Consider the following 25,992-nt stretch of genomic DNA (forward strand, 5'->3'; position numbering starts at 1 on the left):
CCTACCTGATCTTGAGGGTCGCCAGACCCACCAGCACGAGCACCACCGTGACGATCCAGAAGCGCACGATGACCCGGGGCTCCGGCCAGCCCTTCAACTCGAAGTGATGATGCAGGGGCGCCATGCGGAACAAACGCCGGCCGGTGAGCTTGAAGGAGGTCACCTGCAGGATCACCGACACCGTCTCCATCACGAACACGCCTCCCATCACGAACAACACCAGCTCCTGGCGCACCAGCACCGCGATGGTACCGAGGGCCGCCCCCAAGGCCAGGGCACCGATATCCCCCATGAATACCTGGGCCGGATAGGTGTTGAACCACAGGAAGCCAAGACCGGCGCCGACGATGGCGCCGCACAGCACCACCAGTTCCCCCACCCCGGCGATGTAGGGAAAGTTGAGATAAGCGGAAAAGTTCACGTGGCCCGACACGTAGGCGAACACCCCCAGGGCGCCGGCCACCATCACCGTGGGCAGGATGGCGAGGCCATCCAGGCCGTCGGTGAGGTTTACCGCGTTGCTGGAGCCGACGATGACGAAATAGGCCACCACCAGGAAGAGCAGGCCGAGCTGGGGTGCCACGTCCTTGAAGAAGGGCACCAGCAGGGCCGTCTCGGCGGCGGTGGTGGCGGTGAGGTAGATGTAGACCGCACAACCCGCCGCGATGAGGGACTGGAACAGGTACTTGTAGCGCGCCGACAGGCCCGTGGGGTTCTTCTCCACCAGTTTCTTGTAGTCATCCATCCAACCCACCGCACCGAACAGCAGGGTCACCACCAGCACCACCCACACGAAGCGGTTACCGGGGTCGGCCCACAACAGGGTGGTGACACCGATAGCCACCAGCAGCAGGGCGCCCCCCATGGTGGGGGTGCCCGCCTTGATAAGGTGGCTTTCGGGCCCATCGCTGCGCACCATCTGGCCGATCTGGTAGCGGGACAGGCGGCGGATCACGGCCGGCCCCACCAGCAGGGAGATGGCGAGCGCGGTGAGCACCCCGAGGATGGCGCGCAGGGTGAGGTACTGGAACACCTTGAAGCCGCTGTGGTACTGGGCCAGGTAGTCGGTGAGCATGAGCAGCATCAGCCGTTCTCCCGCACCAGGGCCGCCACCACCTCGTCCATGCGGGCGGAGCGCGAGCCCTTCACCAGCACCGCCACGCCGTCGTGGAGGGCATCCTCGAGATCGGCTATGAGCGATGCCCGGCCGTCGTAGTGCCGTCCCCCGGCGCCGAAGCCGGCCACCGCCTCGGCCCCCAGGGCCCCGACGGCATAGAGCCGCTCGACGCCGGCCCGGCGGGCGTACTCCCCAGCCTCGCGGTGGAGCCGCGGCGCCTCCTCCCCCAACTCCGCCATCTCCCCCAGCACCAGCCAGCCCTCGGCATCCAGCTCCCGCAGGAAATCGATGGCGGCGAGCAGGGAGCCGGGGTTGGCGTTGTAACTGTCATCCACCACCCGGGCACCGCGCATGCCGGGCCGCAGCTGCAGCCGCCCGCCCACGCCTGCCACCCGGGCGAGACCCGCGGCGATGGTCTCCGGCCCCAGTCCCAGGGCGAGGGCGGCGGCGGTGGCCGCCAGGGCGTTGCAGACGTTGTGGCGGCCGGGCAGGGGCAGATGGACACCGAAGGAACCCACGGGCGAGGCGATGCGCAGCTCGCTGCCCCCCGCCCCCGCCTGCCAGGTGGCGGTGACGTCGGCGGGGGCGGCGAGGCCGAAGGTGAGGCGATGGCGGTTGCCGGCCAGCCCCCGCCACAGGGGCGCGAAGTCGTCGTCGGCATTGATGACGGCGAAGCCGTCGTCCCCCAGGGCGCCGTAGATCTCGCCCTTGGCCTCGGCCACGCCCTGGATACTGCCGAAGCCCTCGAGATGGGCCGGGGCGCATTGAGTGATCAACGCCACGGTGGGGCAGGCCAGGGCGGCCAGGGCGGCGATCTCGCCGCGGTGATTGGCCCCCATCTCCACCACGGCATAGTCGTGGTCCGGCGCCAGACGCGCCAGGGTCAGGGGCACACCCAGGTCGTTGTTGAGATTACCCTCGGTGGCCAGCACCCGCCCCGCCTCGCCGAGGATGGCGGCCATCATGGCGCGCACCGTGGTCTTGCCGTTGGAGCCGGTGATCGCCACCACCGGCACGTCGAAGCGCGCCCGCCAGTGGGCCGCCAGACGTCCCATGGCGGCACGGCAATCTGCCACCTCGAGCTGGCGCAGGTGGTCATCCACGGGCCGCTCCACGAGGGCGGCCGCGGCACCGCGGGCCCGCGCCTCGGGCAGGAAACCGTGGCCGTCGGTGTGCTCGCCTGCCAGGGCCACGAACAACTGTTCGGGCAGCAGCCAGCGGGTATCGATGGCCATGCCCGTGAACAGGCCATCGGCGCCGTGCACCCGCCCGCCGGTGATGGCGGCGGCCTCCGACAGGCTCAGGGACATCACGGTGCCGTCCCTCCGACCAGGCGCCGCGCCACCTCACGGTCGCTGAAGGGATGGCGCACCCCCGCCACCTCCTGATAGTCCTCGTGGCCCTTGCCGGCCACCACCACCAGGTCGCCGGGGGCGGCGGCGGCCACCGCCGCGGCGATGGCCCGCTCACGGTCGCGCTCGACCGTGACCAGCCGTCCCGCGAGCATGCCGGCCAGAATATCCGCCACGATGTCATCGGGGTCCTCATGCCGCGGGTTGTCGTCGCTGACCACCACGTGGTCGGCGAGGCGGGCGGCGATGGCCCCCATGGCCGGGCGCTTGCCGGGATCGCGCTCGCCGCCACAACCGAAAACGCAGGTCAGGCGACCGCGGCCCAGGGCCCGCGCCGCCCCCAGGACCTGCTCCAGGGCATCGGGGGTATGGGCGTAATCCACGATGACCACGGGCCCCGAGGGGTCCCCGAAGCGTTCGAAACGCCCCGGCAGGGCATGGACGCCCGCGAGACGCCGCGCCGCATCCTCCGCCGTCAGACCGGTGGCCAGCAGCACCCCCATGGCAGCGAGCAGATTGGCCCCCTGGAAACGCCCGGCGAGGCCGCTGGACAGGGTCGCCGCACCGGCCGGGGTCTCGATATGGAGCGTCATGCCGGCGGCATCGAAGTCGCCCCGGGTGACCCGCAGCCCGGCGTCGGGGCGCCCTTCGAGGCTGTAGGTGAGGATGTCGAGACGGGGTGCCAGGAGGGCCGCCAGCCGCCGCCCCTCGGCATCATCCACATTGATTACCGCCGTGCCCAGGCCGGGCATTTGGAAGAGGCGCCGTTTGGCGGCGGCGTAGGCGCCGAGGTCACCGTGGTAGTCGAGGTGGTCCCGGCCGAGGTTGGTGAACACCGCCACGTCGAAGGCCACGGCATCCACCCGGCCCTGCACCAGGCCATGGGAGGAGACTTCCATGATGCCCGCCGTCAGCCCCTGGTTGCGCCACTCGGCGAAGGTGCGATGGACGGTCAGGACATCGGGGGTGGTGTTGGCGGTGGGCTCCAGGCGGCCGTGGACGCCCCGCCCCAGGGTGCCCATGGTGCCGCAGGGGGTGCCGCCCGCGGACAGGGCCTCGGCCACGAAATGACACACCGAGGTCTTGCCGTTGGTGCCCGTGACTCCCGTGAGATGCAGATGCCGCGACGGCCGGCCATGGAAGCGGTCCGCCAGCTCGCCGAGGCGATGCTCCAGGCCCGGCAGATAGATCACGGGCACATCGCCGTCCAGCATGGACTCGGCCCTCACGGCCCCCTGCACCACCGCCACGGCGCCCCGCCCCAGGGCCTCGGCCACGTGGTCGGCGCCGTGGTCGCGGCTGCCCTGGACCGCCAGGAACAGGTCGCCGGGGACCACGCGCCGGCTGTCCAGGCACAGCCCGGTGACGAAGCGGTCATGGGCACGGGACACGGACGCGAGCCCGGCCAGGAGGCTGGCGAGAGTCATGTCCGGGGCGATGGCCGGCATGGCGGTCACCTCACCGGGCCCCATGACGCGGGGGTTCCAGGTGGGCGATGACTTGCCGGGATGTCGGTGCCAGATCGTCCGGCGCCACCCCCAGGGTGCGCAGAGCCCCGCCCATGACCTCGGCGAACAGGGGCGCCGCCACCTGCCCGCCGTAGTAGTCCTCGGAACGAGGTTCGTCCATCACCGCGAGGACCACGATGCGGGGCAGAGAGGCCGGCGCCATGCCGGCGAACAGGGCCATGTAACGGTCCTCGGCATAGCCGCCCGCCACGCTTTTCTTGACGGTGCCGGTCTTGCCCGCCACCCGGTAGCCCGGGACGCGCCCCCGTCCTCCAGTGCCGCCTTCATCCAGCACCGACTCCATCATGGCGCGCACCTGACGGACATAACGGGCGTCCGCCACCCGCCGCCCGGGGGTGTCACCATCCACCCGCTCGAAGGTCACCGGGGGCAACATGCCATCGGCACCCAGCACCGCGTAGGCCCGGGCCAGCTGCAGGGCCGACACCGACAGCCCGTAGCCGTAAGACAGGGTGACCCGGTGGATATCCCCCCAGCGCATGTAGTCCGTGAGGATGCCATTGGCCTCGCCGGGGAAACCGCTGCCGGTGGCGAGACCGAATCCCAGGCCGTCGAACACCCGCCACAGGGTCTCCGGTGCCACCGTCAGGGCGATGCGGCTGGCCCCCACGTTGCTCGACTTGGCCATCAAGGTCTCGAGGTCGATGACACCGTAGTCCCGGTGGTCCCGCACCGTGTGGCGTCCCACCCGCAACAGGCCCGGTGAGGTGTCCACGGTGGAACGGGGCTCGAACTCGCCGCTGGCGAGACCGGCCAGCACGGTGAAGGGCTTGATGGTGGAGCCGGGCTCGAAGAGGTCCGTCACCGCCCGGTTGCGCACCCGGGCGCCCACCCGATCGCTGCCCTTGTTGGGGTTGTAGAAGGGCTGGTTCACCATCGCCAGCACCTCGCCGCTCGCCACATCCAACACCACCACGGAGCCCCCCTGGGCGCGGTAACGCTGCTTCGCCGCCTTGAGAGCGCGGTAGGCGAGATACTGGATGCGCAGGTCGATGCTGAGGCGCACGTCTTCCCCCGGCACCGGGGCGCGCACGGACTCCACGTTTTCCACGGTGCGCCCGAGGCGATCACGGATCACCCGTTTGCTGCCCACCCGGCCCTGCAGGCGTTCGTCGAGGGCCAGCTCCATGCCCTCGCGGCCCACGCCGTCCACATCCGTGAACCCCACCACGTGGGCCGCCACCTCGCCGGCGGGATAGAAGCGCCGGTATTCGCGTTCCATGGCGACCCCCGGGACCCCGAGGGCGGCCACCCGGGTGGCGACGTCGGGTTCCACATGGCGGCGCAGATAGACGAACTCGCGGCCCCGGGCGCCCGCCACGCGATCCCGAATGTGCTCCACGCCGACGCCGAGTTCCCGGCCCAGCTCCGGCCAGCGGTCCCGCGCGGCGGCCAGCTCGGCGGGCCGCGCCCACACGGATTTCACCGGCGTACTGACGGCCAGCAGGGCACCGTGGCGGTCCCGCAGGGTGCCGCGGGTGGCGGGGATCTCCACCACCCGCAGCATGCGGGCATCCCCCTCCTGCTGGAGGAACTCGCGGTGGTTCATGGTGAGATCCGCGGCGCGCGCCGCCATCAGCAGGGCACCGCCCAACAGCACCGCCAGGGCGAGGTGATGGCGCCAGGGGATCACGGGGCTGGGTGGAGTATCCGTCACTGTACGATCACCTTGAACGCATCCCCCGGCGGCAACTGCATGTCCAGGCGCCGCCGCGCCGCCGTCTCGATGCGGGCCTGGGTGGACCAGGCGCTCTCCTCCAGTTGCAGCTGATTCCATTCCACGTTGAGCACGTCGCGGTCGTCTTCCAGGGTCTGGAGTTCCACGAACAGGCGCCGCGAGTCGTGTTTGGTGACCACCACGGCGAGCGCCGTGAGGAAGGCCACCACGGCGAACAACCAGGCCACGGCGATTCTCGTATTCATGGCAATTTCTCCGCGATGCGCAGGATGGCGCTGCGTGCCCGGGGATTGGCCGCCACCTCGCGGGCATCGGCGCGCCGCGGTTTACCCACCAGGCACAGGCGCGGCGGGCGCAGGTAACCGGTCATGGGTACGCCCGGCGGGTGCTCCACCCCGCGGGCCTCGTCGCGCATGAAGCGCTTCACCGGGCGGTCCTCCAGGGAGTGAAAACTGATGATGGCGAGCCGGCCTCCGGGCGCCAGGATGGGAACCACGGCGGCCAGCGCCGCCTCGAGTTCCTCCAGTTCCCGATTGACGACGATGCGCAGGGCCTGGAAGGTCCGGGTGGCAGGATGGCGGCCCGGTTCGCGGCGCCCCACCGCGCCCTCGATGATGGCGGCCAGCCGGCCGGTGGTCTCGATGGGGGCCTCGGCCCGCGCCGCCACGATGGCCCGCGCCACCGGGCCGGCGAAGCGCTCCTCGCCGTAGCGGCGCAGGACGTGGGCCAGTTCCGGGACCTCGACGCGAGCCAGGTAGGCCGCGGCGCTCTCGCCGTGGTCAGGGTCCATGCGCATGTCCAGGGGGCCGTCCCGCAGGAAACTGAAACCCCGCTCGGCGCGGTCCAGCTGAGGGGAGGACACGCCCAGATCGAAAAGCATACTGTTCACCCTGCCCGTCATGCCGAACTCCTCCGCCACTTGCGCCAGCGCCGAGAACGGCGCCCTGACCAACTTGAACCGCCCGTCTTCATCCATGAGACCACGACCCGCCGCCACCGCCTCCGGGTCGCGATCCATGGCCACCAGCCGGCCAGCGGGGCCCAGGGCCGCCAGCAGCGCCCGGCTGTGGCCGCCGCGACCGAAGGTGCAATCCATGCACCAGTGATCGGGGGCCGGGGCCAGCCCGTCCAGGACAGCCCCCAACAGCACCGGTTCATGGGCCACCGGCGCGCCTACAGGACGATGGAACGCAGGGCCTCCGAGGGCTCCGACAGCAGCGCACCCGACGGCCCGTGGAGCTCTTCGATGCGTGCCGCCCAGGCCGCCTCGTCCCACAACTCGAATTTTCGTACCTGTCCCACCACCCGTAACTTCCGGTCGAGCCCCGCCCACTCGCGCAACTGGGACGACAGCAGAATGCGACCATGGCCGTCCATGTCGCTTTCGTGGGCATGGCCGATGAGCAGATGACGCAGGGCCTGGGCCTGCCGGTCGAAGGTGGGCAGGCTCTGGATCTCGTCCTCGATGCGCTGCCACTCGGTGGCTGGATAGACAGTGAGGCAGCGGTGGGTGACGCTGACCGTGACCATGAGGGAACCGCCGCACTCCTCGAGGATGCGCTCGCGGTAACGGCTGGGCACGGCCATCCGCCCCTTTAGATCCAGACTGACTTGAAAGTCGCCCCGAAACACCCATTCCCCCTCCAGGCCCGACGATCCCTATCGATCCTTGTTAGATCCCTTTTATCCCACTTTCTCCCACTCGAGAGCTAAGTATGGTGTGTGCCTGGCGGACAAGTCAAGAAAACGGAAGGAGATCTTCCTTTAAAGACAGTAACTTAGATGACACCCCTGAGACAGGACGAAACCCCTCGGAGACGGGCACGAGACAGTTCCATCAAGCCAATGGGTTAAGGTGGACACCTAAGAAACTGCTTTAAGATATGCGGCGCGTCGGAAACGCCGCCCCCGGGACCGGGGAGGAGATGAAAGGCGGGAGTCGGCCGATAAGCCGGGTTCTGTCGGGGACAGTCATTCATCTGGGATGTGCGTCGCCGCACACCTCGAGCGACCTACCCGGGAACGACGCGGGCCGCGTCTCGCCGCCCGGGGGCGGCGGGTTCCCCTATTTGGTCTTGCTCCGGGTGGGGTTTACCCTGCCACCGGTGTTGCCACCGGCGCGGTGCGCTCTTACCGCACCATTTCACCCTTACCGGCATCGCGAACGATGCTTGGGCGGTATATTTTCTGTGGCACTTTCCGTAGGTTCTCACCCCCCAGGCGTTACCTGGCACCCTGCCCTGTGGAGCCCGGACTTTCCTCCGCACCAACTGCTTGCAGCGACTGTCTGGCCGGCTCCCGCACCTCCAGTGTCGGGCACCGGGCGCCGGAGGGCAAGCCGCATCTAATCCGTCACTGCCGGTCGTCGCGACCCGCCAGGGTCAGGGCCAGCCGGTAGAGTTCCTTCTTCGGCCGATGCAACACCTTGGCCGCCAGGGCCGCCGCCCGGGCCGGCGGCAACTCGCTCAGGAGTGCCTCCAGCAGGCGGGTGGGCTCTATACCATCCACGGCATGGACAGGGATCGGATTGCCCGCCACGGCCACCACGAACTCGCCCCGCAGGCGCCGCCCATCCTCCGCCTGCACCCAGGTCACCAGTTCTTCCAGGGGCGCCCGCTTGACCTCTTCGAAACGCTTGGTGAGTTCGCGACCCACCGCCGCCAGGCGTCCATCACCGAACTCCCGGGCCATGTCCGCCAGGGTCGCCGCGATGCGATGGGGTGCCTCGAAGTAAACCAGGGTCTCCGAACGCCCCGCGGCCTGCCGGAAAAATCGCCGGCGTTCGGCTTCGCGCACCGGCGGGAAACCCGCGAAACAGAACGACCCGCCGGGCAGACCCGCCGCCGCCAGCAGGGTCACCACGGCGTTCGCCCCCGGCAGAGAGAGGACGGTGACACCAGCCTCATGGGCCGCCGCCACCAGGTGGTAGCCGGGATCGCTCACCAGGGGCGTGCCCGCATCGGAGATCAGCGCCACCTGCTCCCCGGCCTGCAGGCGGGCGATGATCCCGGGGGCCCGGTGGCGTTCGTTGTGCTCATGGAGGGACACCAGGGGGGTGGTGATGCCGAAACGCTGCAACAGGGGGCGGCTCACCCGGGTGTCCTCGGCCGCCACCAGGGCCACGGTACGCAGCACCTCCACCGCCCGCGGCGTCATATCATCGAGATTGCCGATGGGGGTGGCCACCACGTAAAGGGTCCCGGGCGGCGTGGTCAACGGTCGGGATCCCCGCCACCCGCGCCGAGGCCTGCTAGAATAACGCCCGGTAGGACGGCCCCCGTGGGTACCGCCGCCGCCCCAGCCCCCAGTTCAGCGTCGGTATTATAGGTAAAGATGGTTTCCACTCAGCGTTTCCTCGCAATTCCCATCCTGGCCATGGCCCTGGTGGTCACCGCCTGTGCCCCCACCCTGCCCCGGGAGCAGGCCCGGGCCCAGGCCCAGGAACTGGCGCAACAGGCCCGATCCCTGGCCGCCCAGGGTGACTATGCCGGCGCGGCCGCCCGCTATCGCGAGGCCGCCGCCCGCGCCGATGAGGGGCCGGCCCACCTGTTGCGGCTGCGAGCCGTGGGCATGTTGCTGGACGCCGGCGCCCCTACGGAGGCGGCGAAGCTGCTGGCGAGCCTGCCTGAAAAGGCCGACGATGGGCAAGCCCGGGGGCATCGGGCGGTGGCGCGGGCCACCCTGGCTGCCGAGGATGGCCGGCCCGGGGACGCCCTCGCGCTGCTGGAGTCGGTGACCGTGCCCGAGGACGGTCCCCTGCAGCGGCGCTGGTTGGCGCTGCGGGCCCGGCTGCTGGAGGACCGGCAGGATCATCTGGCGGCCGCTCGTGACCGCAGTCGCCTCGACACCTACCTGGAGGGCGAACAGGCCGCGGCCAACCGGGCCGCCCTGTGGGCAGCGCTGGAGCGGTTGGACGTGGCGGCCCTGGAGGCGGCACCGGCCAACGGCGATGCGCGCTTCGAAGGCTGGACGGCACTCGCCGCCCTCGCCCGCCGCTACGCCACCAACGGCGGGGCCCTGATGACCGCCCTCGGGACCTGGAGCGCGCGTTTCCCCGACCACCCGGCGGAGGTCACATACCTGCCCCGGCTCCGGGAGACCGCCCTCACGCTGGGCACCCGGCCGGACCACATCGCCGTACTGCTGCCGGAGCACGGCGGCTTCGCCAGGGCCGGTGCGGCGGTGCGGGATGGCCTCGTGGCAGCCTGGTTGCAGGACACTCCCGATGCCCGGCCACGCCTGAGCTTTCTCGACGAATCCACCGCCGCGCCCTGGGACGGCTATGGTGCGGCCGTAGATACGGGAGCGGAGTTCATCATCGGCCCCCTCACGAAAGACGCCCTGGCGGCGCTGGGTCGTGGCGACGCCATGCCCCTGCCGACCCTGGCCCTCAACCACCTCGAGACAGCGGCCGACGGGGAGGCCCCCGCTCCGTTACCGGACCAGCTGTTCCAGTTCGGCCTGTCGCCGGAGGCGGAGGCCCGGGAGGTGGCCCTGCGGGCCTGGTTCGACGGCCACCAGCAGGCCCTGGTGCTCGCTCCGGACAGCCCCTGGGGCGACCGTGTGGCCACCGCCTTCACCAGGGAATGGGCGGATCTGGGGGGCGTCGTAGCGGAGTCTGGCGCCTACGACAGCAACCCCGACGCGATGTCCCGGGCGGTGGCGGCCCTGGTGAACGTGGACGCCAGTGATCAGCGGGCGCGCACCCTGCGGGGGATCCTGGCCCGGGACCTGGAAACCGAGCCGCGCCCGCGCCGGGACGCCCACTTCGTGTTCCTGGCCGCCACCACCGATGATGCCCGCCAGTTACGCCCCCAGTTGCGCTTCCATCGGGCGGGCCAGTTGCCCGTCTACAGTACCTCCCATGTCTTTTCCGGCACCGTAGACCCGACAGCGGCACGGGACCTGGAGGATATCCGCTTCGCCGACATGCCGTGGATGGTGCGCGACGACCATCCCGGGGCGGCCCTGCAGGATGCCATCGAGCGTTACTGGCCCGACCGCGCCCGCCGCTATGGCCGGCTGTTCGCCCTCGGCGTGGATGCCTACGCCCTCGCCACCGAGCTGCCGCGCCTCTACGATCGTCCGGCCACCCGCCTGGAGGGCGTGACCGGGCGCCTCGGGTTGGATGGCCGGCGCCGGGTCCACCGCGGGCTCACGTGGGCGCAATTTCATGACGGCGGGATAAGGCTGCTCGACATCCCCTATGAGCCCCGGTGAGACCGGCCACATCCCAGCGCGGCGCAGCCGCCGAGCGCTTCGCCGAGGCCCACCTGAAGGCCCACGGGCTCGCCACCCTGGCCCGCAACTACCGGTGTCCCGGCGGCGAACTCGATCTGGTGATGAGGGACGGCGTCACCCTGGTGTTCGTGGAGGTGCGTATGCGGACCACCCGGGGCTTCGGCGGTGCGGAGGCCTCGGTGGATGCCCGCAAGCGGGCCCGTATCGCCCGCTGCGCCGCCCATTATCTACAGAAGGGCCATGGGCCCCGGGAGGCACCCTGCCGCTTCGATGTGGTTGCGCTTTACCCGGCGGGCGAACAGTATGACGTCAACTGGATCCGCGCCGCCTTCACCCTTTGAATCCACCCGCCCGTCGCCCCCTTGAAGCCCGAACCCCTCTATGGACCTGGTCTCCCGCGTACTGAAGAATTTCTCCGACAGCGCCGAACTCAAGCTGCGCGTCGCCGAGGAGTTGGCGCCCTTCATCGCGCGGGCGGCTGAACTCATCAAGGCGGGCCTGCTCCAGGACGGGAAGGTGTTGGCCTGTGGCAATGGCGGCTCCGCGGGAGACGCCCAGCACTTCTCCTCCGAGATGCTGAACCGCTTCGAGATGCAACGCAGCGGCCTGCCCGCCCTCGCCCTCACCACGGACAGTTCCACCATCACCTCCATCGCCAACGACTATGACTACTCGGAGGTCTTCGCCCGTCAGATCCGGGCCCTCGGCCAGCCCGGCGACATCCTGCTGGCCATCTCCACCAGTGGCGAGTCGGAGAACATCGTCGAGGCCATATCCTCCGCCCACGAGCGGGACATGCACGTCATATTGCTCAGTGGCCGCGAAGGAGGTCCGGCCGCCGCGGTGCTGGCGGACGACGACGTGGAGGTGAGGGTGCGGGACGACAACACGGCGCGCATCCAGGAGGTGCACCTGCTCATCATTCACTGTCTATGCGACCTCGTGGACAGACAGCTTTTCGGACTGGAGGACTAGACCATGCACCATTGCCATCGCCGGCCCACGCCATCGCAAAACCCGGGCATGACAGCCCCTGTCGTGCGTGCCGGTTCACACCCCGGGATCATCCCCGCGGCCCTGCTGGTCCTGGCCGTGCTGGCGGTGGCCCTGCAGGGTTGCGCTCCCGCCATCGTGGCGGGCGGCGCGGCCACCGGGGCCATGATCGCCCATGACCGCCGGACCACCGGGACGGTGGTGGAGGACAGGGCGATCATCCTGAAGGTGGCCGGTCGCATCAGCGACGACGAGGAGCTGGACAATCAGAGCCATATCAACGTCAACAGCTACAACGGCGTGGTGGTGCTCACGGGCGAGACGCCCTCCGCCGCCTTGCGGGCCCGCGCGGAAAAACATGCGCGCCAGGTGGAAAAGGTGCGCAAGGTCTACAACGAGCTCGTGGTGGCCGCCCCCAGTTCCCTCCTCACCCGCACCAGCGACACCCTGCTGCTGGGCAAGATCAAGGGCACCATGCTGGCCACCGAGGGCGTGGACCCGACACGCACCAAGGTGATCGTCGAACAGGGACGGGTCTATCTCATGGGCCTGGTCACCGACGCCGAGGCCCATGCCGCCACCGAAGTGGTGCGCCGCGTCGATGGCGTGCAGAAGGTGATTCGGTTGTTCGAGTATATCGACCCGGCCCGGCAGGAAGGCTGAGGGTCCCTGGCCCGTGTCCCATACGGTCCCCCCACAGCTGCTCGGCGAACTCGCCGCCATCGCCGGCGACGATGGCCTGCTGACGGAGAGTGCGGAGCGCTGGACCTACGGCTACGACAACAGCCGGCGGCAGGGGCAGCCGGACGCCGTGGTGCTCCCCACCGATGCCCGCCAGGTGCGGGCCATCGTGGCCCTGTGCAACGAACTCCGAGTGCCCCTGGTACCCCGCGGACGTGGCACCGGCACCACCGGCGCCACGGTGCCCACGAGCGGCGGCGTGGTGATGTCCCTGGAGCGCATGGACCGTATCATCCATCTCAACACCGCCGATCGCTACCTGGTGGTGGAGCCCGGCATCACCAACCAGGCCGTCCAGGATGCCGCCGCCGCGGCGGGCTTCTTTTGGCCCCCCGATCCCACCAGCGCCGCCTACTGCACCGTGGGGGGCAACCTGGCCTACAACTCGGCGGGTCCTCACGCCGTCAAGTACGGGACGCCGCGGGAGAATACCCTGGGGCTGCGGGCCGTCACGGGCGCCGGGGAGGTCCTGCGCACCGGCGTATTCACCACCAAGGGGGTGGTGGGCTATGACCTGACGCGTCTGCTCATCGGTTCCGAGGGTACCCTGGCCATCATCACCGAGGCCACCCTCCGGCTCACGCCCCTGCCCCGCACCCGCCGGGCCCTGCGTGCCGCCTATCGGGACGTGGCCAGCGCCACCCTGGCCATCACCCGCATCATGTCCCAGCCCGACGTGCCGGCGGCCCTGGAGTTCATGGACGGCGCCGCCGTCGGACTGGCCAACGGCCATCGCGATCTGCAGCTGCCGGCTCATACGGGGGCGCTGCTGCTGCTGGAAGTGGACGGCAATGCGGGGGGCGTCGAGAGGGCGGTGGAGGCCATCGGCCGGGCCGCCACCGTGGATGGCCTTCTGGACCTGAAGGCGGAGGGTGCGGATGGCGGTGCCGCCGACATCTGGGCGGCCCGCAAAGCCCTGTCCCCCGCCCTGCGGACCCTGGCACCCAAGAAGATCAACGAAGACGTAGTAGTACCGGTCTCACGCCTGCCGGAACTCATCGACGGTCTCTCCGCCCTGTCTGCGCAGCACGGCATCCGCATCGTCAACTTCGGCCATGCCGGCAACGGCAACATCCACGTGAACCTGCTGGTGGACCACCAGGACCCGGCCCAGACGGCCGCCGCCCCCCGCTGCCTGAGCGCAGTCTTCGACCTAGTCCTCGGCCTCGGCGGCACCCTGTCGGGAGAACACGGTGTGGGATTGGAAAAGCGGGACTTCGTCGACCGCGAGCTGGACCCCGTGGCCCTCGGACTGATGCGCGCCATCAAACGCCAGTTCGACCCCAACGGCATCCTCAATCCGGGCAAGATGTTTCCACCCCAAGCACATCCCTGACCGAGACGGCCGCGACCGCCGCCCTCATCACAGGCATCGGAACGCTGTACCCTCCCAGCGACGCGGCGGCCCAGATCCGCGATCCCTGCTTACTGCGTAGCCGGGGTGTGAACCAAGTCTGAATACACCGAACCGAAAATCAGTAACGAAGTTCCTTAATGATTTCGCTATTGGCAGAAGCGAAACCCTTAACGGCTGAGCTCAGCTGCGGCCGAAAGCAGAGCAAATCGGCACTTTTGGCCGTCGCGCTGAAGCGACTTATGTGCATTAGTGGGCAAGTTTTGTGCTCGCCAGCCGATTAAGGCTCACACCAGACTCCGCCGCTTCTACTGCAAGGTGTCTATGCACTTCTGGTGGGACCCGAACCATGAATTTCCCACTGTATTTCCGGGATGAAATTGGCTCTGGAATCTTTTCCCCATTTTTAGTCATATCCTTTACGACGGATTTAACCAAAGTTCGAATGCCCTTTAAAGCCGCCTCTGGAGTAGATTTAAGCCAACTCAAGCCGGGGAATTCGGCACAAGTGCCAACATATTCCTGGTCTTCTTCCGACCACATTACTCGATAAGTGAATTTGTCAATTTCAGGAACCATGGCCTACCTCTAACTTCTCAATGGCAAGCAGTACGTGCCTTACCTGGTATGGCTTAGCTTTTCCTTTTTGATTCTGGATGTTTACTCGGGGATCGCCGGGCCAAGGCGTCTTAAAAATACAATGACTTGTGCCTTACTGCCGAGGGGTGCCAAAGTAATGCTCACAGACTTTTTCGAGATCAGAGAATCGAACCCCTTTGGGATTAGATCTCATTTCCTTCAAGATCTTGCCTATGCCACTCATTTGGGAATGATATCATTATTGATACTATAATCAAGATCCCAAAAACGCACACAGTAAAGTGACATCGCATTACGGCATTACGGTGACACTTTACTATTTACACCACTTTGCGGGCATTACGGTGACACTTTACTATTTACACCACTTTGCGGATCATCGTACCCGGCGTTCCCCACCACGTGACGCAACGAGGGAACAGGGGCATTACGGTGACACTTTACTATTTACACCACTTCCCTGTCGGCTTACGCTACGCGCATGTCTCGGCTCCCACGGATCATCGTACCCGGCGTTCCCCACCACGTGACGCAACGAGGGAACAGGCGGCAACGGATCTTCATGCAGGATGACGACTATGGGCTTTATCGAGATTGGCTATCCCAAGGATGTCGATCGAACGGGGTGGAAGTCTGGTCCTACTGCCTGATGCCGAACCATGTTCACTTGATTCTCGTACCCATTGACGACACCGGGCTGTCGCGCGCAGTCGGCGAAACGGCACGGGCATTACCGGGCATTACGGTGACACTTTACTGATTTACACCACTTCCCTGTCGGCTTACGCTACGCGCATGTCTCGGCTCCGCACGGATCATCGTACCCGGCGTTCCCCACCACGTGACGCAACGAGGGAACAGGCGGCAACGGATCTTCATGCAGGATGACGACTATGGGCTTTATCGAGATTGGCTATCCCAAGGATGTCGATCGAACGGGGTGGAAGTCTGGTCCTACTGCCTGATGCCGAACCATGTTCACTTGATTCTCGTACCCATTGACGACACCGGGCTGTCGCGCGCAGTCGGCGAAACGCATCGTCGGTACAGCGGCTACATCAACGCAAGATTGCGGGTCACTGGCCATTTGTTTCAAGGGCGGTTTGGCTGCGTGGCAATGGATGAAGCGCACTTGATGGCCGCTTTCCGCTACGTGGCTCTGAATCCCGTCAAAGCGAAGCTGGCGGCGACGGCGGTCGATTGGCCTTGGTCAAGCGCGCCAGCACATCTCCGGCGCCAAGACGACGGCTTGGTTACCGTTCAACCCCTGCTCGATCGCGTCGATAGCTTCGTGGAGTTTCTGGATACACCAGAGGATCCTGAACGGGTTGCCGCTCTTACTCGGGGTCAGAGCATAGGGCGACCATTAATGGGTGACCGAGAGCTGGGCGAACTCGAGAAGCGACTTGGTCGACCTTTGCGCCCAGGCAAGCGGGGCCGGCCCCCTTCCGAGAAGAAGGACCCGAGGCAACAAAAAACGGTGTAAATCGTAAGGTGTCACCGTAATGTCGTAATGTTAAGGTGTCACCGTAATGCCCGTTCAATGCCCTCCGGTGCCCAGCTCCACGCCCTTGTCGTGCAGCGCCAGCTTGTCGTGCAGTTCGCGGCCGGCACCGAGCGGGGCCATGACCTCGACCTCCATGCCATTGCGCCGGAACTTGCCCACGACCTTGTCGATGGCGGCAACGGCGGAGCTGTCCCACAGCGCGACGTGGCGCAGATCGATCAGCACATAGTGTACCGGTTCACGGTAGTCGAAGCTGTCGATGAACTTGTCCACGGCGACGAAGAACAACTGACCGTGAACGACGTAGGTGCGGGTCGGGCTGTCCGCGGGCCGCTCGCTGTCCACGTGGATGGATCTGGCGATCTTGCGCGCGAAGAACACCGCGCTGAGCAGCACGCCTGCCAGGACGCCCTTGGCCAGGTCGTGAGTTATAACCACGGTCACGACCGTGACCACCAGCACCACGGCGTCGGTTCGCGGCAAACGATGCAGCGTCTTCAGCGAGTGCCAGTCGAAGGTGGCGAGGGCGACCATCAGCATGACCGCCACCAGTGCGGCCATCGGGATGAGGGAGACCAGGTCTCCGAGCACCAGGATAAAGAAAAGCAGGTAAAGACCGGCCGCGAAACTGGACAAGCGCCCCAGGCCACCCGATTTGATGTTGATCACCGACTGCCCGATCATCGCGCAACTGGCCATGCCACCGAAGAAGCCGACCACTATGTTGGCGATTCCCTGCCCTTGGGCCTCGGCGTTCTTGCCACTCGGCGTGTCTGTCAGATCGTCGATGATCGACGCCGTCAGCAGCGACTCGAGCAACCCGACAATGGCCAGGGCCAGCGCGGTTGGGAAGATGATCGAGAGAGTCTCGAGACTCAGCGGAACATCCGGCAGCAGAAACACCGGCAGCCCGTCGGGCAGTCTGCCCATGTCCCCGACCGACAGCGTCGACAAGTCGCTGAAGTGAACCGCCAGGGTCAGCACTACGATCGCGACCAGGGGCGGCGGCAGCATGCGTGGAATGAACGGCAGCAACGGCATCCCGTAGATGATGGCCAGGCCGCCGGCCACCAGCAGCCACATGGTCGGGTCACCCTCTATCAGGTAGGGCAGTTGCGACAGGAAGATCAGGACCGCCAGCGCATTGACGAAGCCCACCAGCACAGTCCGCGGTATGAACATCATGTAACGGGCGAGCTTGGCCCAGGCGAAGAACAGCTGGATCAACCCGGTCAGGATGGTCGCCGCCAGCAGGTACTGCAGTCCATGGTCTGCCACCAGCGTGACCATCAACAGCGCCATCGCGCCGGTCGCAGCGGAGATCATGCCGGGTCGCCCACCGGCGAATGCAATCACGACAGCCATCGTGAACGAGGCGTAGAGGCCGACCTGCGGATCCAGGCCGGCAATGATCGAGAACGCGATCGCCTCCGGTATCAGGGCCAAGGCGACGACGATACCGGCGATCAGGTCACCGCGGATATTGAAGAACCAAACGTCGCGCTGGCGACGCCATAGCTTGATAAGGGTGTCTTTCACTTCTGGAACATTCCGATTGGATGGCCTGAGGCGCGCCCCGGTGTAGTACTCTGGCGACGCAGCATCCGCGCAGATCGATCGGCCCGGAGTCGCATTTGCCAGTGAGGCGGCTCAGGCCGCGCAATTGCGGATGGCTGGAATGGTACCATTACCGTCGACTATCCTGAAGGTGGTCGGCTGGAGGAGTCCAATCTCGGGGCCGGATGCCTCACAGCCAATTCAAAGCAGAACAAAAGGGGGCCAGAATGCTGCAACGCGTCATCATCGCGATCGACTTTTCCAATCCATCCGCCGAGGGCCTGGCGGTCGCGCGCGAGCATTGCCCGGGTGCATTGAGGCGCCTGGTAACCGTCGTGAAGCCCTCGGAGGTGGCCTCGGGCGCCTCGGGTGGGTTCTCGGCCGGCGACTCACCGCTGCACTCGAAGGACATGCGCCAGATCGCCGAGGAGAAAGGACTGGAACGACTTCGCGCCTGGGCCCTGGACGGCGAAGAATGCGCCGTGGTGTTCGGCAGCCCACCGGAGGAGATCTCCCGCCATGCACGGGAGTGGGGTGCTGACCTGATTGTGATGGGGACACGTGGACGCAGTCAGTTGATGAGCATGCTGTCGGGGTCGGCCACGGAATGGCTGATTCGGCACGCGCACGTGCCGGTGATGGTGGTGCACGACGTCGAGATCAGCCCGTCGATGCGGGAGAAAATGCCGCCCGGTGTCTGATGTTGGCTGCCCGCGGTGCCGCCAGCGCCGGCGTGGCGGCTTGTCGTGGGATAGCCCTCAAATTAAATTACAAATTACGAAATTACGGTGAAATTACGGTGACGCTTTACTATTAAATTACGGTGACGCTTTACTATTTACATCACTTCCGTCGGCTTATGCTACACGCATGTCTCGGCTCCCACGGATCATCGTACCCGGCCTTCTCCACCACGTGACGCAAAGAGGGAACAGGCGGCAACGGATCTTCATGCAGAATGACGACTATGGGCTTTATCGAGATTGGCTATCCCAAGGATGTCGATCGAACGGGGTGGAAGTCTGGTCCTACTGCCTGATGCCGAACCATGTTCACTTGATTCTCGTACCCATTGACGACACCGGGCTGTCGCGCGCAGTCGGCGAAACGCATCGTCGGTACAGCGGGTACATCAACGCAAGATTGCGGGTCACTGGCCATTTGTTTCAAGGGCGGTTTGGCTGCGTGGCAATGGATGAAGCGCACTTGATGGCCGCTTTCCGCTACGTGGCTCTGAATCCCGTCAAAGCGAAGCTGGCGGCGACGGTGGTCGATTGGTCTTGGTCAAGCGCGCCAGCACATCTCCGGCGCCAAGACGACGGCTTGGTTACCGTTCAACCCCTGCTCGATCGCGTCGATAGCTTCGCGGAATTTCTCGATACACCAGAGGATCCTGAACGGGTTGCCGCTCTTACTCGGGGTCAGAGCATAGGGCGACCATTAATGGGTGACCGAGAGCTGGGCGAACTCGAGAAGCGACTTGGTCGACCTTTGCGCCCAGGCAAGCGGGGCCGGCCCCCTTCCGAGAAGAAGGACCCGAGGCAACAAAAAATGGTGTAAATCGTAAGATGTCACCGTAATGCGGGGATGAATCCCGACCGCTTGACAGGAAACGGAGTATCTACAGACATGGACCATTTGGGGTCAGAGTAATAATGTCAGGTGGATACGGGTATCTCGAGGAGTCAGCCGAGTTTTTACTCTGACCCCAAACGTCACCGATCCCCCTTTCAGAACCTTCCCCTTTTTCGCGTCTTTCGCGTATTTCGTGGTTGAAAAAGGGCCTATGGCATGGGGCGGAGCTACTTCACCACCCGCAGGCTCGGCTTGCCGCCGCCGCCCGGCGGGTCGTCGTTCGGTGGCGGGGTGCCGGCCGGCTCCTCTTCGTCCTCGAAGGCCATGCCCCTGCCGTTTTCCCGGGCATAGATGGCGACCACCGCGGCAGGTGTGACGCTCACCGTCTCGGAACGTCCGGAGAAACGTGCGCCGAAGGAGATGTAGTCATTCTGCAGCACCAGGCCCTGAACCGCCGTGGGACCGATATTGAGAACGATCTTGCCATCCTGGACATGCTGGCGGGGCACCATGACATCCTCGCGCTCGGCATCCACGATGATATGGGGGGTCATGTCGTTGTCGACTATCCAGTCGAACATGGCCCGGATCATGTAAGGTCTGGTGGAGGTCACGGGAAATATCCTAGCAGGAAGATGCGAGCGGATCAGGGGGTGGGGCCCTGCCCCGCCGCGCCATCCCTGATGCCGCCGGGGCCGGCGGCATCAGGGATCAGCCCTTCAGTTCCTGCTCGAATTCCGACAGGCTGCCCGGGAAGGACTCCCGGGCGAAGAGACGCTCGCCGTAGGCCAGCAGCGGTTTCGCCTGGGCCGGCAGCTTGATGCCGTAATGGTCCAGGCGCCACAACACCGGCGCCAGATACGCATCCACCAGGGAGAATTCGTCGGACATGAAAAACGGCTTCTGGGCGAATACCCCGGCGATGGCCGTCAGGGTATCCCTTACTCCTCGACGGTATTCATCCGCATCCTTCTTGGAGGTGGTGGCATCCATCTCCTCCAGCAGGGCATAGATGTCCCAGCGGATACGGAAACGGAACAGCCGGTTGTTGGCCCGCGACACCGGATCCACCGGCATCAGGGGTGGATGGGGAAAACGCTCATCCAGGTACTCCATGATGATGTGCTCGTCGTAGAGCACCAGGTCCCGGTCCACCAGGGTGAGTACCGTGCCGTAGGGATTGAGGTCGTTCAGTTCCTCCGGCCGGCTGTCCTCATCGACGCTGAGGACATCGACGTTGATGGCCTTTTCGGACAACACGTAGCGCACGGCGTGACAGGCGGGATCCTTGGGATCGGAGTAGAAGGTCATCGTCGAACGGCGATTTGCAAGCTGAGCCATGATTGGATATTTAACCCTCGAAAACGGAATAATGCGCCGGGCCACCAAGTGGGACGCCAGAATCCTCGGCGTGTCCGGCGCGACCCGTGGGAGGGCCGTCCTGCCGAATGCCCAGGCGCCGGTGCGCAGATGCCCGGCCCGGGCGTGTAACGGATCAGGCGTAAAAAGCGCGGCCGGGAACGGGACGAAGCGGCGAGATACCCCGCACCCCGGCGCCCACGCCAGGACATGAGCCGCTCGCAGGAGCCATTGAAGCCCCCGCGAGACCTCAGTGTATGTCCTTCCAATACTCCTTTTTGAGGAGATAGGCCAGTACGGTGAACACGATTAGGAACAATATCACGAACGTGCCCACCTGGGTACGCACCATCTTGGCGGGCTCCCCCAGATAGACGAGGAAGTTGGTCAGGTCTGACATGGCGGCCTGGAACTCCTCATCGCTCATGGAACCGGCCCGCAGGGTATCGAAGTCCTCGATGACCTTGCCGGCATCGTCGCCTTCACCCGCCGTGGTCTTCTTTGCCGCCTTCAGCCCCTGCAACTCCCACAGCACGTGGGGCATGCCCACGTCCTTGAAGACCCCGTTGTTCACGCCGAAGGGGCGGGACTCGTCCTTGTAGAAGGACAGGAGGTAAGTATAGACCCACTCCGGCCCCCGGGAGCGCGTCACCAGGGACAGGTCCGGCACGTTGATGCCGAACCAGCGTTCCGCATCCTCGGCGGCCATGGCCACCTTCATGAGCTGGCCCGGCTTGTCCGTAATGTGCATGTAGTCGGACAGGAGTTCCTCTTCACTGAGGCCGATGTCGCGCCCGGTGCGGTTGTAGCGCTGGTAGGAAGCGCTGTGACAGGACAGGCAATAGTCCACGAACAACTTGGCGCCCCGTTGCAGGGACTGCTCGTCGCCGAGGTCAATGTCCGGATGCTGGCAGGGCACCTGGCCGCAGGCACCGCCACCGGCGGCGTGGCCAAACAGGGGGGCCGCGCACAGCAGCACGGCGGCCAGGGTTCTGTTGATCATGGTCATATCACCCTCTCCGGTACCGGCTTGGTTCGTTCCATCCTGGTGTAGAACGGCATGAGCAGGAAGTATGCGAAATAGATGATGGAAAAGACTCGCGCCAGAATGGTCTTGGTCGGGGTCGGGGCCTGCATGCCAAGCCAGCACAGTACCAGGAAGGCCACCACGAAGAGCCCCAGGGCCACCTTGGAGATGATGCCCTTGTAGCGCATGGAGCGCACGGGGCTGCGATCGAGCCATGGCAACAGCACGAACATCACGATGGCCGCTCCCATGGCCACCACCCCCAGGAACTTGTCCGGCACCGCGCGCAGGATGGCGTAGAAGGGTGTGAAGTACCACAGGGGCGCGATGTGCTCGGGGGTCTTCAGGGGATCCGCCGGCACGAAGTTGGCGTGCTCGATAAAGTAGCCACCCAGCTCCGGCGAGAAGAAGATGATGAGGGAGGCGATGATGAGGAACACGCCCACGCCGATGAGGTCCTTCACCGTATAGTAGGGATGGAACGGAATGCCGTCCTTGGGGATGCCGTTCTCGTCCTTGTTCTTCTTGATGTCCACGCCGTCGGGGTTGTTGGAACCGACCTCGTGCAGCGCGATGATATGGGCCACCACCAGTCCCAGCAGCACCAACGGCAGGGCGATGACGTGGAGGGCGAAGAAGCGGTTAAGGGTGGCGTCGGACACCACGTAGTCGCCACGGATCCACAGGGCGAGTTCCTCGCCTATCACCGGGATGGCTCCGAACAGGGAGATGATCACCTGGGCGCCCCAGTAGGACATCTGTCCCCAGGGCAGCAGGTAACCCATGAAGGCTTCGGCCATGAGGGCGATATAGATGCCCATGCCCAGCAGCCAGATGAGTTCGCGGGGTTTCTTGTAGGACCCGTAGAGCACGCCGCGGAACATGTGCAGGTACACCACCACGAAGAACAGCGAGGCACCCGTGGAATGCATATAACGCAGCAGCCAGCCCCAGTTGACGTCACGCATGATGTACTCGACCGAGGCGAAGGCAAGTTCCGCGTTGGGCTTGTAGTTCATGGTGAGCCAGATGCCGGTGACGATCTGATTGACCAGCACCAGCAGGGCGAGGGAGCCGAAGTAGTACCAGAAATTGAAGTTCTTGGGGGCGTAATACCGGGCCAGATGGTCGTTCCACAGCTGCGTCAGGGGGAACCGCTCGTCCACCCACACGAGCATGGAGTTCATGGCATTTTTCATCAGGCGGCTCCTTGATCCACACCAATAATGAGCTTGGTGTCGCTGAGATAGGAGTGGGGCGGCACCTCGAGATTGAGGGGCGCGGGAACGCCGGCGTATACGCGCCCGGCGAGATCGAAGGAGGAACCGTGGCAGGGGCAGAAGAAGCCGCCTTTCCATTCCGGGCCCAGATCCGCCGGTGCCAGTTCGGGGCGATAGGTGGGGGAGCAGCCGAGATGGGTGCACAGGCCCACCAGAATGGCGTACTGGGGCTTGATGGAGCGCGTGGGATTGGCGGCGTAATCGGGCTGCTGGGGCTCCTCGGAGTGGGGGTCGCGCAGCTTGTCCTCCAGCGTATCCATGGCCTCCAGGGTGTCGTCGGAGCGGCGCACAATCCACACCGGCTTGCCGCGCCATTTGACCGTCAACATCTGGCCCGGTTCCAGCTTGCCGATATCCGCCTCGACCGGCGCGCCGATGGCCTCGGCGCGGGCGCTGGGGCGCCAGGACATAATGAAGGGCACGGCCGCGAAGGCCACCCCCACGCCACCGACGACGGAGGTCGCGGCCGTCAGAAAACGGCGGCGATCCTTGTCTGTACTCTGCTCACTCATTCGCAAATCCCCACAGGGCGTCGATACACGAATCCTGATTAAATTAATCAGAATATATTTAAATAACCATTCTTAAAATAGCCAAATAGGATGGTCGAAGTTGCCATTTTCGTCAAGCGCCGGTTACGACACCGTTCCCCTTCCGGATCACGCCCCCGCCCCTTCGGCCAGGCGATGGCAACCACCTCAGCCCCCGGCCAGGGCATCCTCGAGGGCGGTGAGGAAGGCGCGGTTCTCTGCCGGGGTGGACACGGTCACCCGCAGGCAGTCGGCCAACATCGGGCCCGCGCCATCCAGACACTTCACCAGCACGCCGCGGGCCTTGAGTCCTTCGAATATCGATCGTGCCCTCCCGGGGGGCGTACGGAAGAGCAGGAAATTGGCCCGGCTCGGCCACACCCACAGCCCCGAGAGGGCCTCCAGTTCCGTCGTGAGCAACTCCCGCTGCTGCCGCAGGCCGGCCACCTGGGCCTCCAGCACATCGTAGTGGCGCAGGGCGAAGTCGGCGCTCAGCTGGGTCAAGACGTTGATGTTGTAGGGCAGGCGCACCTTGTCCAGTTGCGTCACCCAGGCCCCTGGTCCCGCCAGCCAGCCCAGGCGCAGGCCGGCGAGGCCGAGCTTGGATACGGTGCGCATCACCAGCAGGTTGGGGTGATGGGCCACGTCCTCCAGGAAAGAGGCGCCGGCAAACGGCGTATAGGCCTCATCCACCACCACCAGCCCCGGCGCGGCCGCCAGGATGCGCTCCACCTGTTCCCGGGGGAACAGGTTGCCCGTGGGGTTGTTGGGATAGGCCAGGAAGATGACCGCCGGCTGCTCGATGCGTATGGCCGCCAGCATGGCGTCCATGTCGAGGCCGAAGTCATCGGCGGCCAGGGCCACGGGCACATAGCGGAAACCCAACGTCTCGGCCAACAGCCGGTACATGACGAAGGAGGGCTCGGGCGACATCACCGCGCGCCCGCTGCCCGCCACCGCCATGAGGATGATCTGGATGAGTTCATCGGAGCCATTGCCCAGCAGCAGGGCGGCCGCCGGTGGCACCTTCATGGTGGCGCGCAGGCGCGCCACCAGGCGGCGGGCGGTGGCGTCGGGATAGCGATTCACCGGCGCCGCCTTGAGTTCTTTTAGCCAGGCCCCGGCCAGTTCCCCGGGCCACGGCCAGGGGTTCTCCATGGCGTCCAGCTTGATCAGGCCGCCGGCGTCGGGGACGTGGTAGGCGTCCCGTTCCCGCAACCGCGGCTGTACCAGGTTGCGGACCAGGCGCTCGGCCTCAGTCATCCCGCACCCGGTACTCGGCTGAGCGGGCATGGGCAGTGAGCCCCTCGCCCCGGGCCAGCCGTGAAGCCACCCGTCCGAGGACGTCGGCGCCAGCCGCCGAGCACATGATGATGCTGGAGCGTTTCTGGAAGTCGTAGACCCCCAGGGGCGAGGAGAAGCGTGCCGTGCGGGAGGTGGGCAGCACATGGTTGGGACCCGCACAGTAATCCCCCAGGGCCTCGGCGGTGTAGCGCCCCATGAAGATGGCCCCGGCATGGCGGATGGAGAGCAGCATGGCCTCGGGATCGGCCACCGACAGCTCCAGGTGCTCGGGGGCGATATGGTTGGCCACCCGTACCGCATCCGCCATGTCCGCCACCCGGATGAGGGCGCCCCGGGCCGCCATGGAGGCCCCGATGATGGCGGCCCGCTCCATGCCGGGCATGAGACGCGCCACCGCCTCCTCGACGGCATCGAGGAAGGCACCGTCCGGGGACACCAGGATGGCCTGGGCGTCCTCGTCGTGTTCCGCCTGGGAGAACAGATCCATGGCGATCCAGTCGGCATCGGTGGCGCCGTCGCACACCACCAGGATCTCCGAGGGTCCCGCCACCATGTCGATGCCCACGGTGCCGAAGACCATGCGCTTGGCGGTGGCCACGTAGATGTTGCCGGGGCCCACGATCTTGTCCACCGCCGGGATAGTGGCGGTGCCGTAGGCCAGGGCCGCCACCGCCTGGGCGCCGCCCACCGTCACCGCACGGTCGACGCCGGCCACCGCCGCCGCCGCCAGCACCAGTTCGCTGAGCTCGCCGTCGGGAGCCGGCACCACCATGAGGATCTCCTCCACCCCCGCCACCTGGGCGGGGATGGCGTTCATCAGCACCGACGAGGGATAGGCGGCCTTGCCGCCGGGAACGTAGAGTCCCACCCGGTCCAAAGGGGTCACCTGCTGGCCCAGCACGGTGCCATCGGCCTCCTCGTAGCGCCAGGATTCCAGGCGCTGGTGCTCGTGGTAGGCCCGCACCCGGGCCGCGGCCGTCTCCAGGGCCTCCCGGAGATCCGCGGGAATGGCCTCGAGGGCCGCCGCCAACCGCTCGGGACCGATGACCAGGTCGGCCATGGCGGTCACGTCACGGCGGTCGAAGCGGTTGGTGTACTCCATCACCGCAGCGTCGCCGCGGTGGCGCACGTCCGCCAGGATGTCCGCCACCCGACGGTTCACCGACCGGTCCGCCTCGCCGTCCCAGCTCAACAAGCCGTCGAGACGGTCCCAGAAATCCACCTCCGCGATATCGAGTCGCTGCATT

General features: G+C 66.1%; 25 protein-coding genes, 1 other RNA gene and 2 pseudogenes. 9 read left to right on the forward strand and 19 right to left on the reverse strand.

Annotated elements, in window-relative coordinates:
- Window position 1: 1 nt before the first annotated feature.
- The 9 genes from mraY to rsmI all read right to left on the reverse strand — a co-directional run bounded on the left by mraY (window position 2) and on the right by rsmI (window position 8,892).
- Entirely contained in the window at window positions 2–1,084 is a 1,083-nt protein-coding gene (gene mraY, locus U5S82_03795; GenBank protein MDZ7750783.1) for a phospho-N-acetylmuramoyl-pentapeptide-transferase, read from the reverse strand.
- Window positions 1,084–2,427 (reverse strand): UDP-N-acetylmuramoyl-tripeptide--D-alanyl-D-alanine ligase, encoded by a 1,344-nt coding sequence (gene murF / locus U5S82_03800; GenBank protein ID MDZ7750784.1) that lies wholly within the window; start codon window positions 2,425–2,427, stop codon window positions 1,084–1,086. Before murF ends, mraY begins: the two co-directional genes overlap by 1 nt.
- Complete coding sequence (locus U5S82_03805; GenBank protein MDZ7750785.1) at window positions 2,427–3,917, reverse strand: UDP-N-acetylmuramoyl-L-alanyl-D-glutamate--2,6-diaminopimelate ligase; 1,491 nt, start codon at window positions 3,915–3,917, stop codon at window positions 2,427–2,429. The genes murF and U5S82_03805 overlap by 1 nt, the downstream gene beginning before the upstream one ends.
- A gap of 10 nt (window positions 3,918–3,927) precedes the next feature.
- Window positions 3,928–5,655 carry a penicillin-binding transpeptidase domain-containing protein gene (locus tag U5S82_03810; GenBank protein MDZ7750786.1) on the reverse strand — a complete coding sequence of 576 codons (1,728 nt, stop codon included), beginning with the start codon at window positions 5,653–5,655 and terminating at the stop codon, window positions 3,928–3,930.
- Entirely contained in the window at window positions 5,652–5,921 is a 270-nt protein-coding gene (ftsL, locus tag U5S82_03815) for a cell division protein FtsL (protein MDZ7750787.1), read from the reverse strand. The genes U5S82_03810 and ftsL overlap by 4 nt, the downstream gene beginning before the upstream one ends.
- On the reverse strand, window positions 5,918–6,841 hold the full coding sequence (rsmH, locus tag U5S82_03820) for a 16S rRNA (cytosine(1402)-N(4))-methyltransferase RsmH (GenBank protein MDZ7750788.1): 924 nt from the start codon (window positions 6,839–6,841) through the stop codon (window positions 5,918–5,920). Before rsmH ends, ftsL begins: the two co-directional genes overlap by 4 nt.
- Window positions 6,842–6,849: 8 nt before the next feature.
- Complete coding sequence (gene mraZ, locus U5S82_03825) at window positions 6,850–7,308, reverse strand: division/cell wall cluster transcriptional repressor MraZ (protein MDZ7750789.1); 459 nt, start codon at window positions 7,306–7,308, stop codon at window positions 6,850–6,852.
- 299 nt (window positions 7,309–7,607) lie between these two features.
- An RNA gene (rnpB, locus tag U5S82_03830) (RNase P RNA component class A) lies at window positions 7,608–7,975 on the reverse strand.
- A 53-nt stretch (window positions 7,976–8,028) separates the two neighbouring features.
- Window positions 8,029–8,892 (reverse strand): 16S rRNA (cytidine(1402)-2'-O)-methyltransferase, encoded by an 864-nt coding sequence (rsmI, locus tag U5S82_03835; protein ID MDZ7750790.1) that lies wholly within the window; start codon window positions 8,890–8,892, stop codon window positions 8,029–8,031.
- 117 nt (window positions 8,893–9,009) lie between these two features.
- Between rsmI and U5S82_03840 the strand changes: the two genes are divergently transcribed.
- Genes U5S82_03840 through U5S82_03860 form a run of 5 tightly spaced genes read left to right on the forward strand, consistent with a single transcriptional unit; the run spans window position 9,010 to window position 13,987 of the window.
- Entirely contained in the window at window positions 9,010–10,896 is a 1,887-nt protein-coding gene (locus U5S82_03840; protein MDZ7750791.1) for a penicillin-binding protein activator, read from the forward strand.
- On the forward strand, window positions 10,893–11,258 hold the full coding sequence (locus U5S82_03845) for a YraN family protein (protein ID MDZ7750792.1): 366 nt from the start codon (window positions 10,893–10,895) through the stop codon (window positions 11,256–11,258). Before U5S82_03840 ends, U5S82_03845 begins: the two co-directional genes overlap by 4 nt.
- A gap of 40 nt (window positions 11,259–11,298) precedes the next feature.
- On the forward strand, window positions 11,299–11,892 hold the full coding sequence (locus U5S82_03850) for a phosphoheptose isomerase (protein ID MDZ7750793.1): 594 nt from the start codon (window positions 11,299–11,301) through the stop codon (window positions 11,890–11,892).
- A 48-nt stretch (window positions 11,893–11,940) separates the two neighbouring features.
- Window positions 11,941–12,573, forward strand: coding sequence for a BON domain-containing protein (locus tag U5S82_03855; GenBank protein MDZ7750794.1), 633 nt, complete (start codon window positions 11,941–11,943; stop codon window positions 12,571–12,573).
- A gap of 13 nt (window positions 12,574–12,586) precedes the next feature.
- On the forward strand, window positions 12,587–13,987 hold the full coding sequence (locus U5S82_03860; GenBank protein ID MDZ7750795.1) for an FAD-linked oxidase C-terminal domain-containing protein: 1,401 nt from the start codon (window positions 12,587–12,589) through the stop codon (window positions 13,985–13,987).
- A gap of 267 nt (window positions 13,988–14,254) precedes the next feature.
- On the opposite strand, the gene U5S82_03865 is transcribed toward U5S82_03860, so the two are convergent.
- Window positions 14,255–14,584 carry a toxin-antitoxin system HicB family antitoxin gene (locus U5S82_03865; protein MDZ7750796.1) on the reverse strand — a complete coding sequence of 110 codons (330 nt, stop codon included), beginning with the start codon at window positions 14,582–14,584 and terminating at the stop codon, window positions 14,255–14,257.
- Window positions 14,574–14,828 (reverse strand): annotated as a pseudogene (locus tag U5S82_03870) (toxin HicA). The gene U5S82_03865 and the pseudogene U5S82_03870 overlap by 11 nt, the downstream one beginning before the upstream one ends.
- A gap of 258 nt (window positions 14,829–15,086) precedes the next feature.
- Between U5S82_03870 and U5S82_03875 the strand changes: the two are divergent.
- Window positions 15,087–15,323 (forward strand): annotated as a pseudogene (locus U5S82_03875) (transposase).
- A 123-nt stretch (window positions 15,324–15,446) separates the two neighbouring features.
- Complete coding sequence (locus tag U5S82_03880) at window positions 15,447–16,091, forward strand: transposase (protein MDZ7750797.1); 645 nt, start codon at window positions 15,447–15,449, stop codon at window positions 16,089–16,091.
- Window positions 16,092–16,145: 54 nt separating this feature from the next.
- Here the strand turns inward: U5S82_03880 and U5S82_03885 are convergent, their stop codons facing one another.
- Window positions 16,146–17,651 (reverse strand): SulP family inorganic anion transporter, encoded by a 1,506-nt coding sequence (locus tag U5S82_03885; protein MDZ7750798.1) that lies wholly within the window; start codon window positions 17,649–17,651, stop codon window positions 16,146–16,148.
- Window positions 17,652–17,896: 245 nt separating this feature from the next.
- Between U5S82_03885 and U5S82_03890 the strand changes: the two genes are divergently transcribed.
- Both U5S82_03890 and U5S82_03895 read left to right on the forward strand, forming a co-directional pair.
- Window positions 17,897–18,370: a universal stress protein gene (locus tag U5S82_03890; protein MDZ7750799.1), complete on the forward strand. Its 474-nt coding sequence runs from the start codon at window positions 17,897–17,899 to the stop codon at window positions 18,368–18,370.
- A gap of 169 nt (window positions 18,371–18,539) precedes the next feature.
- A complete protein-coding gene (locus tag U5S82_03895) occupies window positions 18,540–19,229 on the forward strand; it encodes a transposase (GenBank protein MDZ7750800.1) in 690 nt (229 codons plus the stop codon).
- A gap of 242 nt (window positions 19,230–19,471) precedes the next feature.
- Here the strand turns inward: U5S82_03895 and U5S82_03900 are convergent, their stop codons facing one another.
- From U5S82_03900 to hisD, 7 genes are all read right to left on the reverse strand, one after another.
- Window positions 19,472–19,858 carry a ClpXP protease specificity-enhancing factor gene (locus U5S82_03900; protein ID MDZ7750801.1) on the reverse strand — a complete coding sequence of 129 codons (387 nt, stop codon included), beginning with the start codon at window positions 19,856–19,858 and terminating at the stop codon, window positions 19,472–19,474.
- A gap of 97 nt (window positions 19,859–19,955) precedes the next feature.
- A complete protein-coding gene (locus U5S82_03905) occupies window positions 19,956–20,585 on the reverse strand; it encodes a glutathione binding-like protein (GenBank protein ID MDZ7750802.1) in 630 nt (209 codons plus the stop codon).
- A gap of 268 nt (window positions 20,586–20,853) precedes the next feature.
- The gene (locus U5S82_03910; GenBank protein ID MDZ7750803.1) at window positions 20,854–21,612 is read right to left on the reverse strand and encodes a cytochrome c1; all 759 of its coding nucleotides are present in this window, start codon (window positions 21,610–21,612) and stop codon (window positions 20,854–20,856) included.
- Window positions 21,609–22,817, reverse strand: a complete 1,209-nt coding sequence (locus U5S82_03915; GenBank protein MDZ7750804.1) for a cytochrome b N-terminal domain-containing protein — start codon at window positions 22,815–22,817, stop codon at window positions 21,609–21,611. Before U5S82_03915 ends, U5S82_03910 begins: the two co-directional genes overlap by 4 nt.
- Before the next feature lie 11 nt (window positions 22,818–22,828).
- On the reverse strand, window positions 22,829–23,422 hold the full coding sequence (petA, locus tag U5S82_03920; protein MDZ7750805.1) for a ubiquinol-cytochrome c reductase iron-sulfur subunit: 594 nt from the start codon (window positions 23,420–23,422) through the stop codon (window positions 22,829–22,831).
- Between the two features lie 186 nt (window positions 23,423–23,608).
- A complete protein-coding gene (hisC, locus tag U5S82_03925; GenBank protein ID MDZ7750806.1) occupies window positions 23,609–24,703 on the reverse strand; it encodes a histidinol-phosphate transaminase in 1,095 nt (364 codons plus the stop codon).
- Window positions 24,696–25,991 carry a histidinol dehydrogenase gene (gene hisD, locus U5S82_03930; GenBank protein ID MDZ7750807.1) on the reverse strand — a complete coding sequence of 432 codons (1,296 nt, stop codon included), beginning with the start codon at window positions 25,989–25,991 and terminating at the stop codon, window positions 24,696–24,698. The genes hisC and hisD overlap by 8 nt, the downstream gene beginning before the upstream one ends.
- Between the last annotated feature and the right edge of the window lies 1 nt (window position 25,992).

Source organism: Gammaproteobacteria bacterium (assembly GCA_034522055.1).
GTDB lineage: Bacteria > Pseudomonadota > Gammaproteobacteria > JAABTG01 > JAABTG01 > JAABTG01.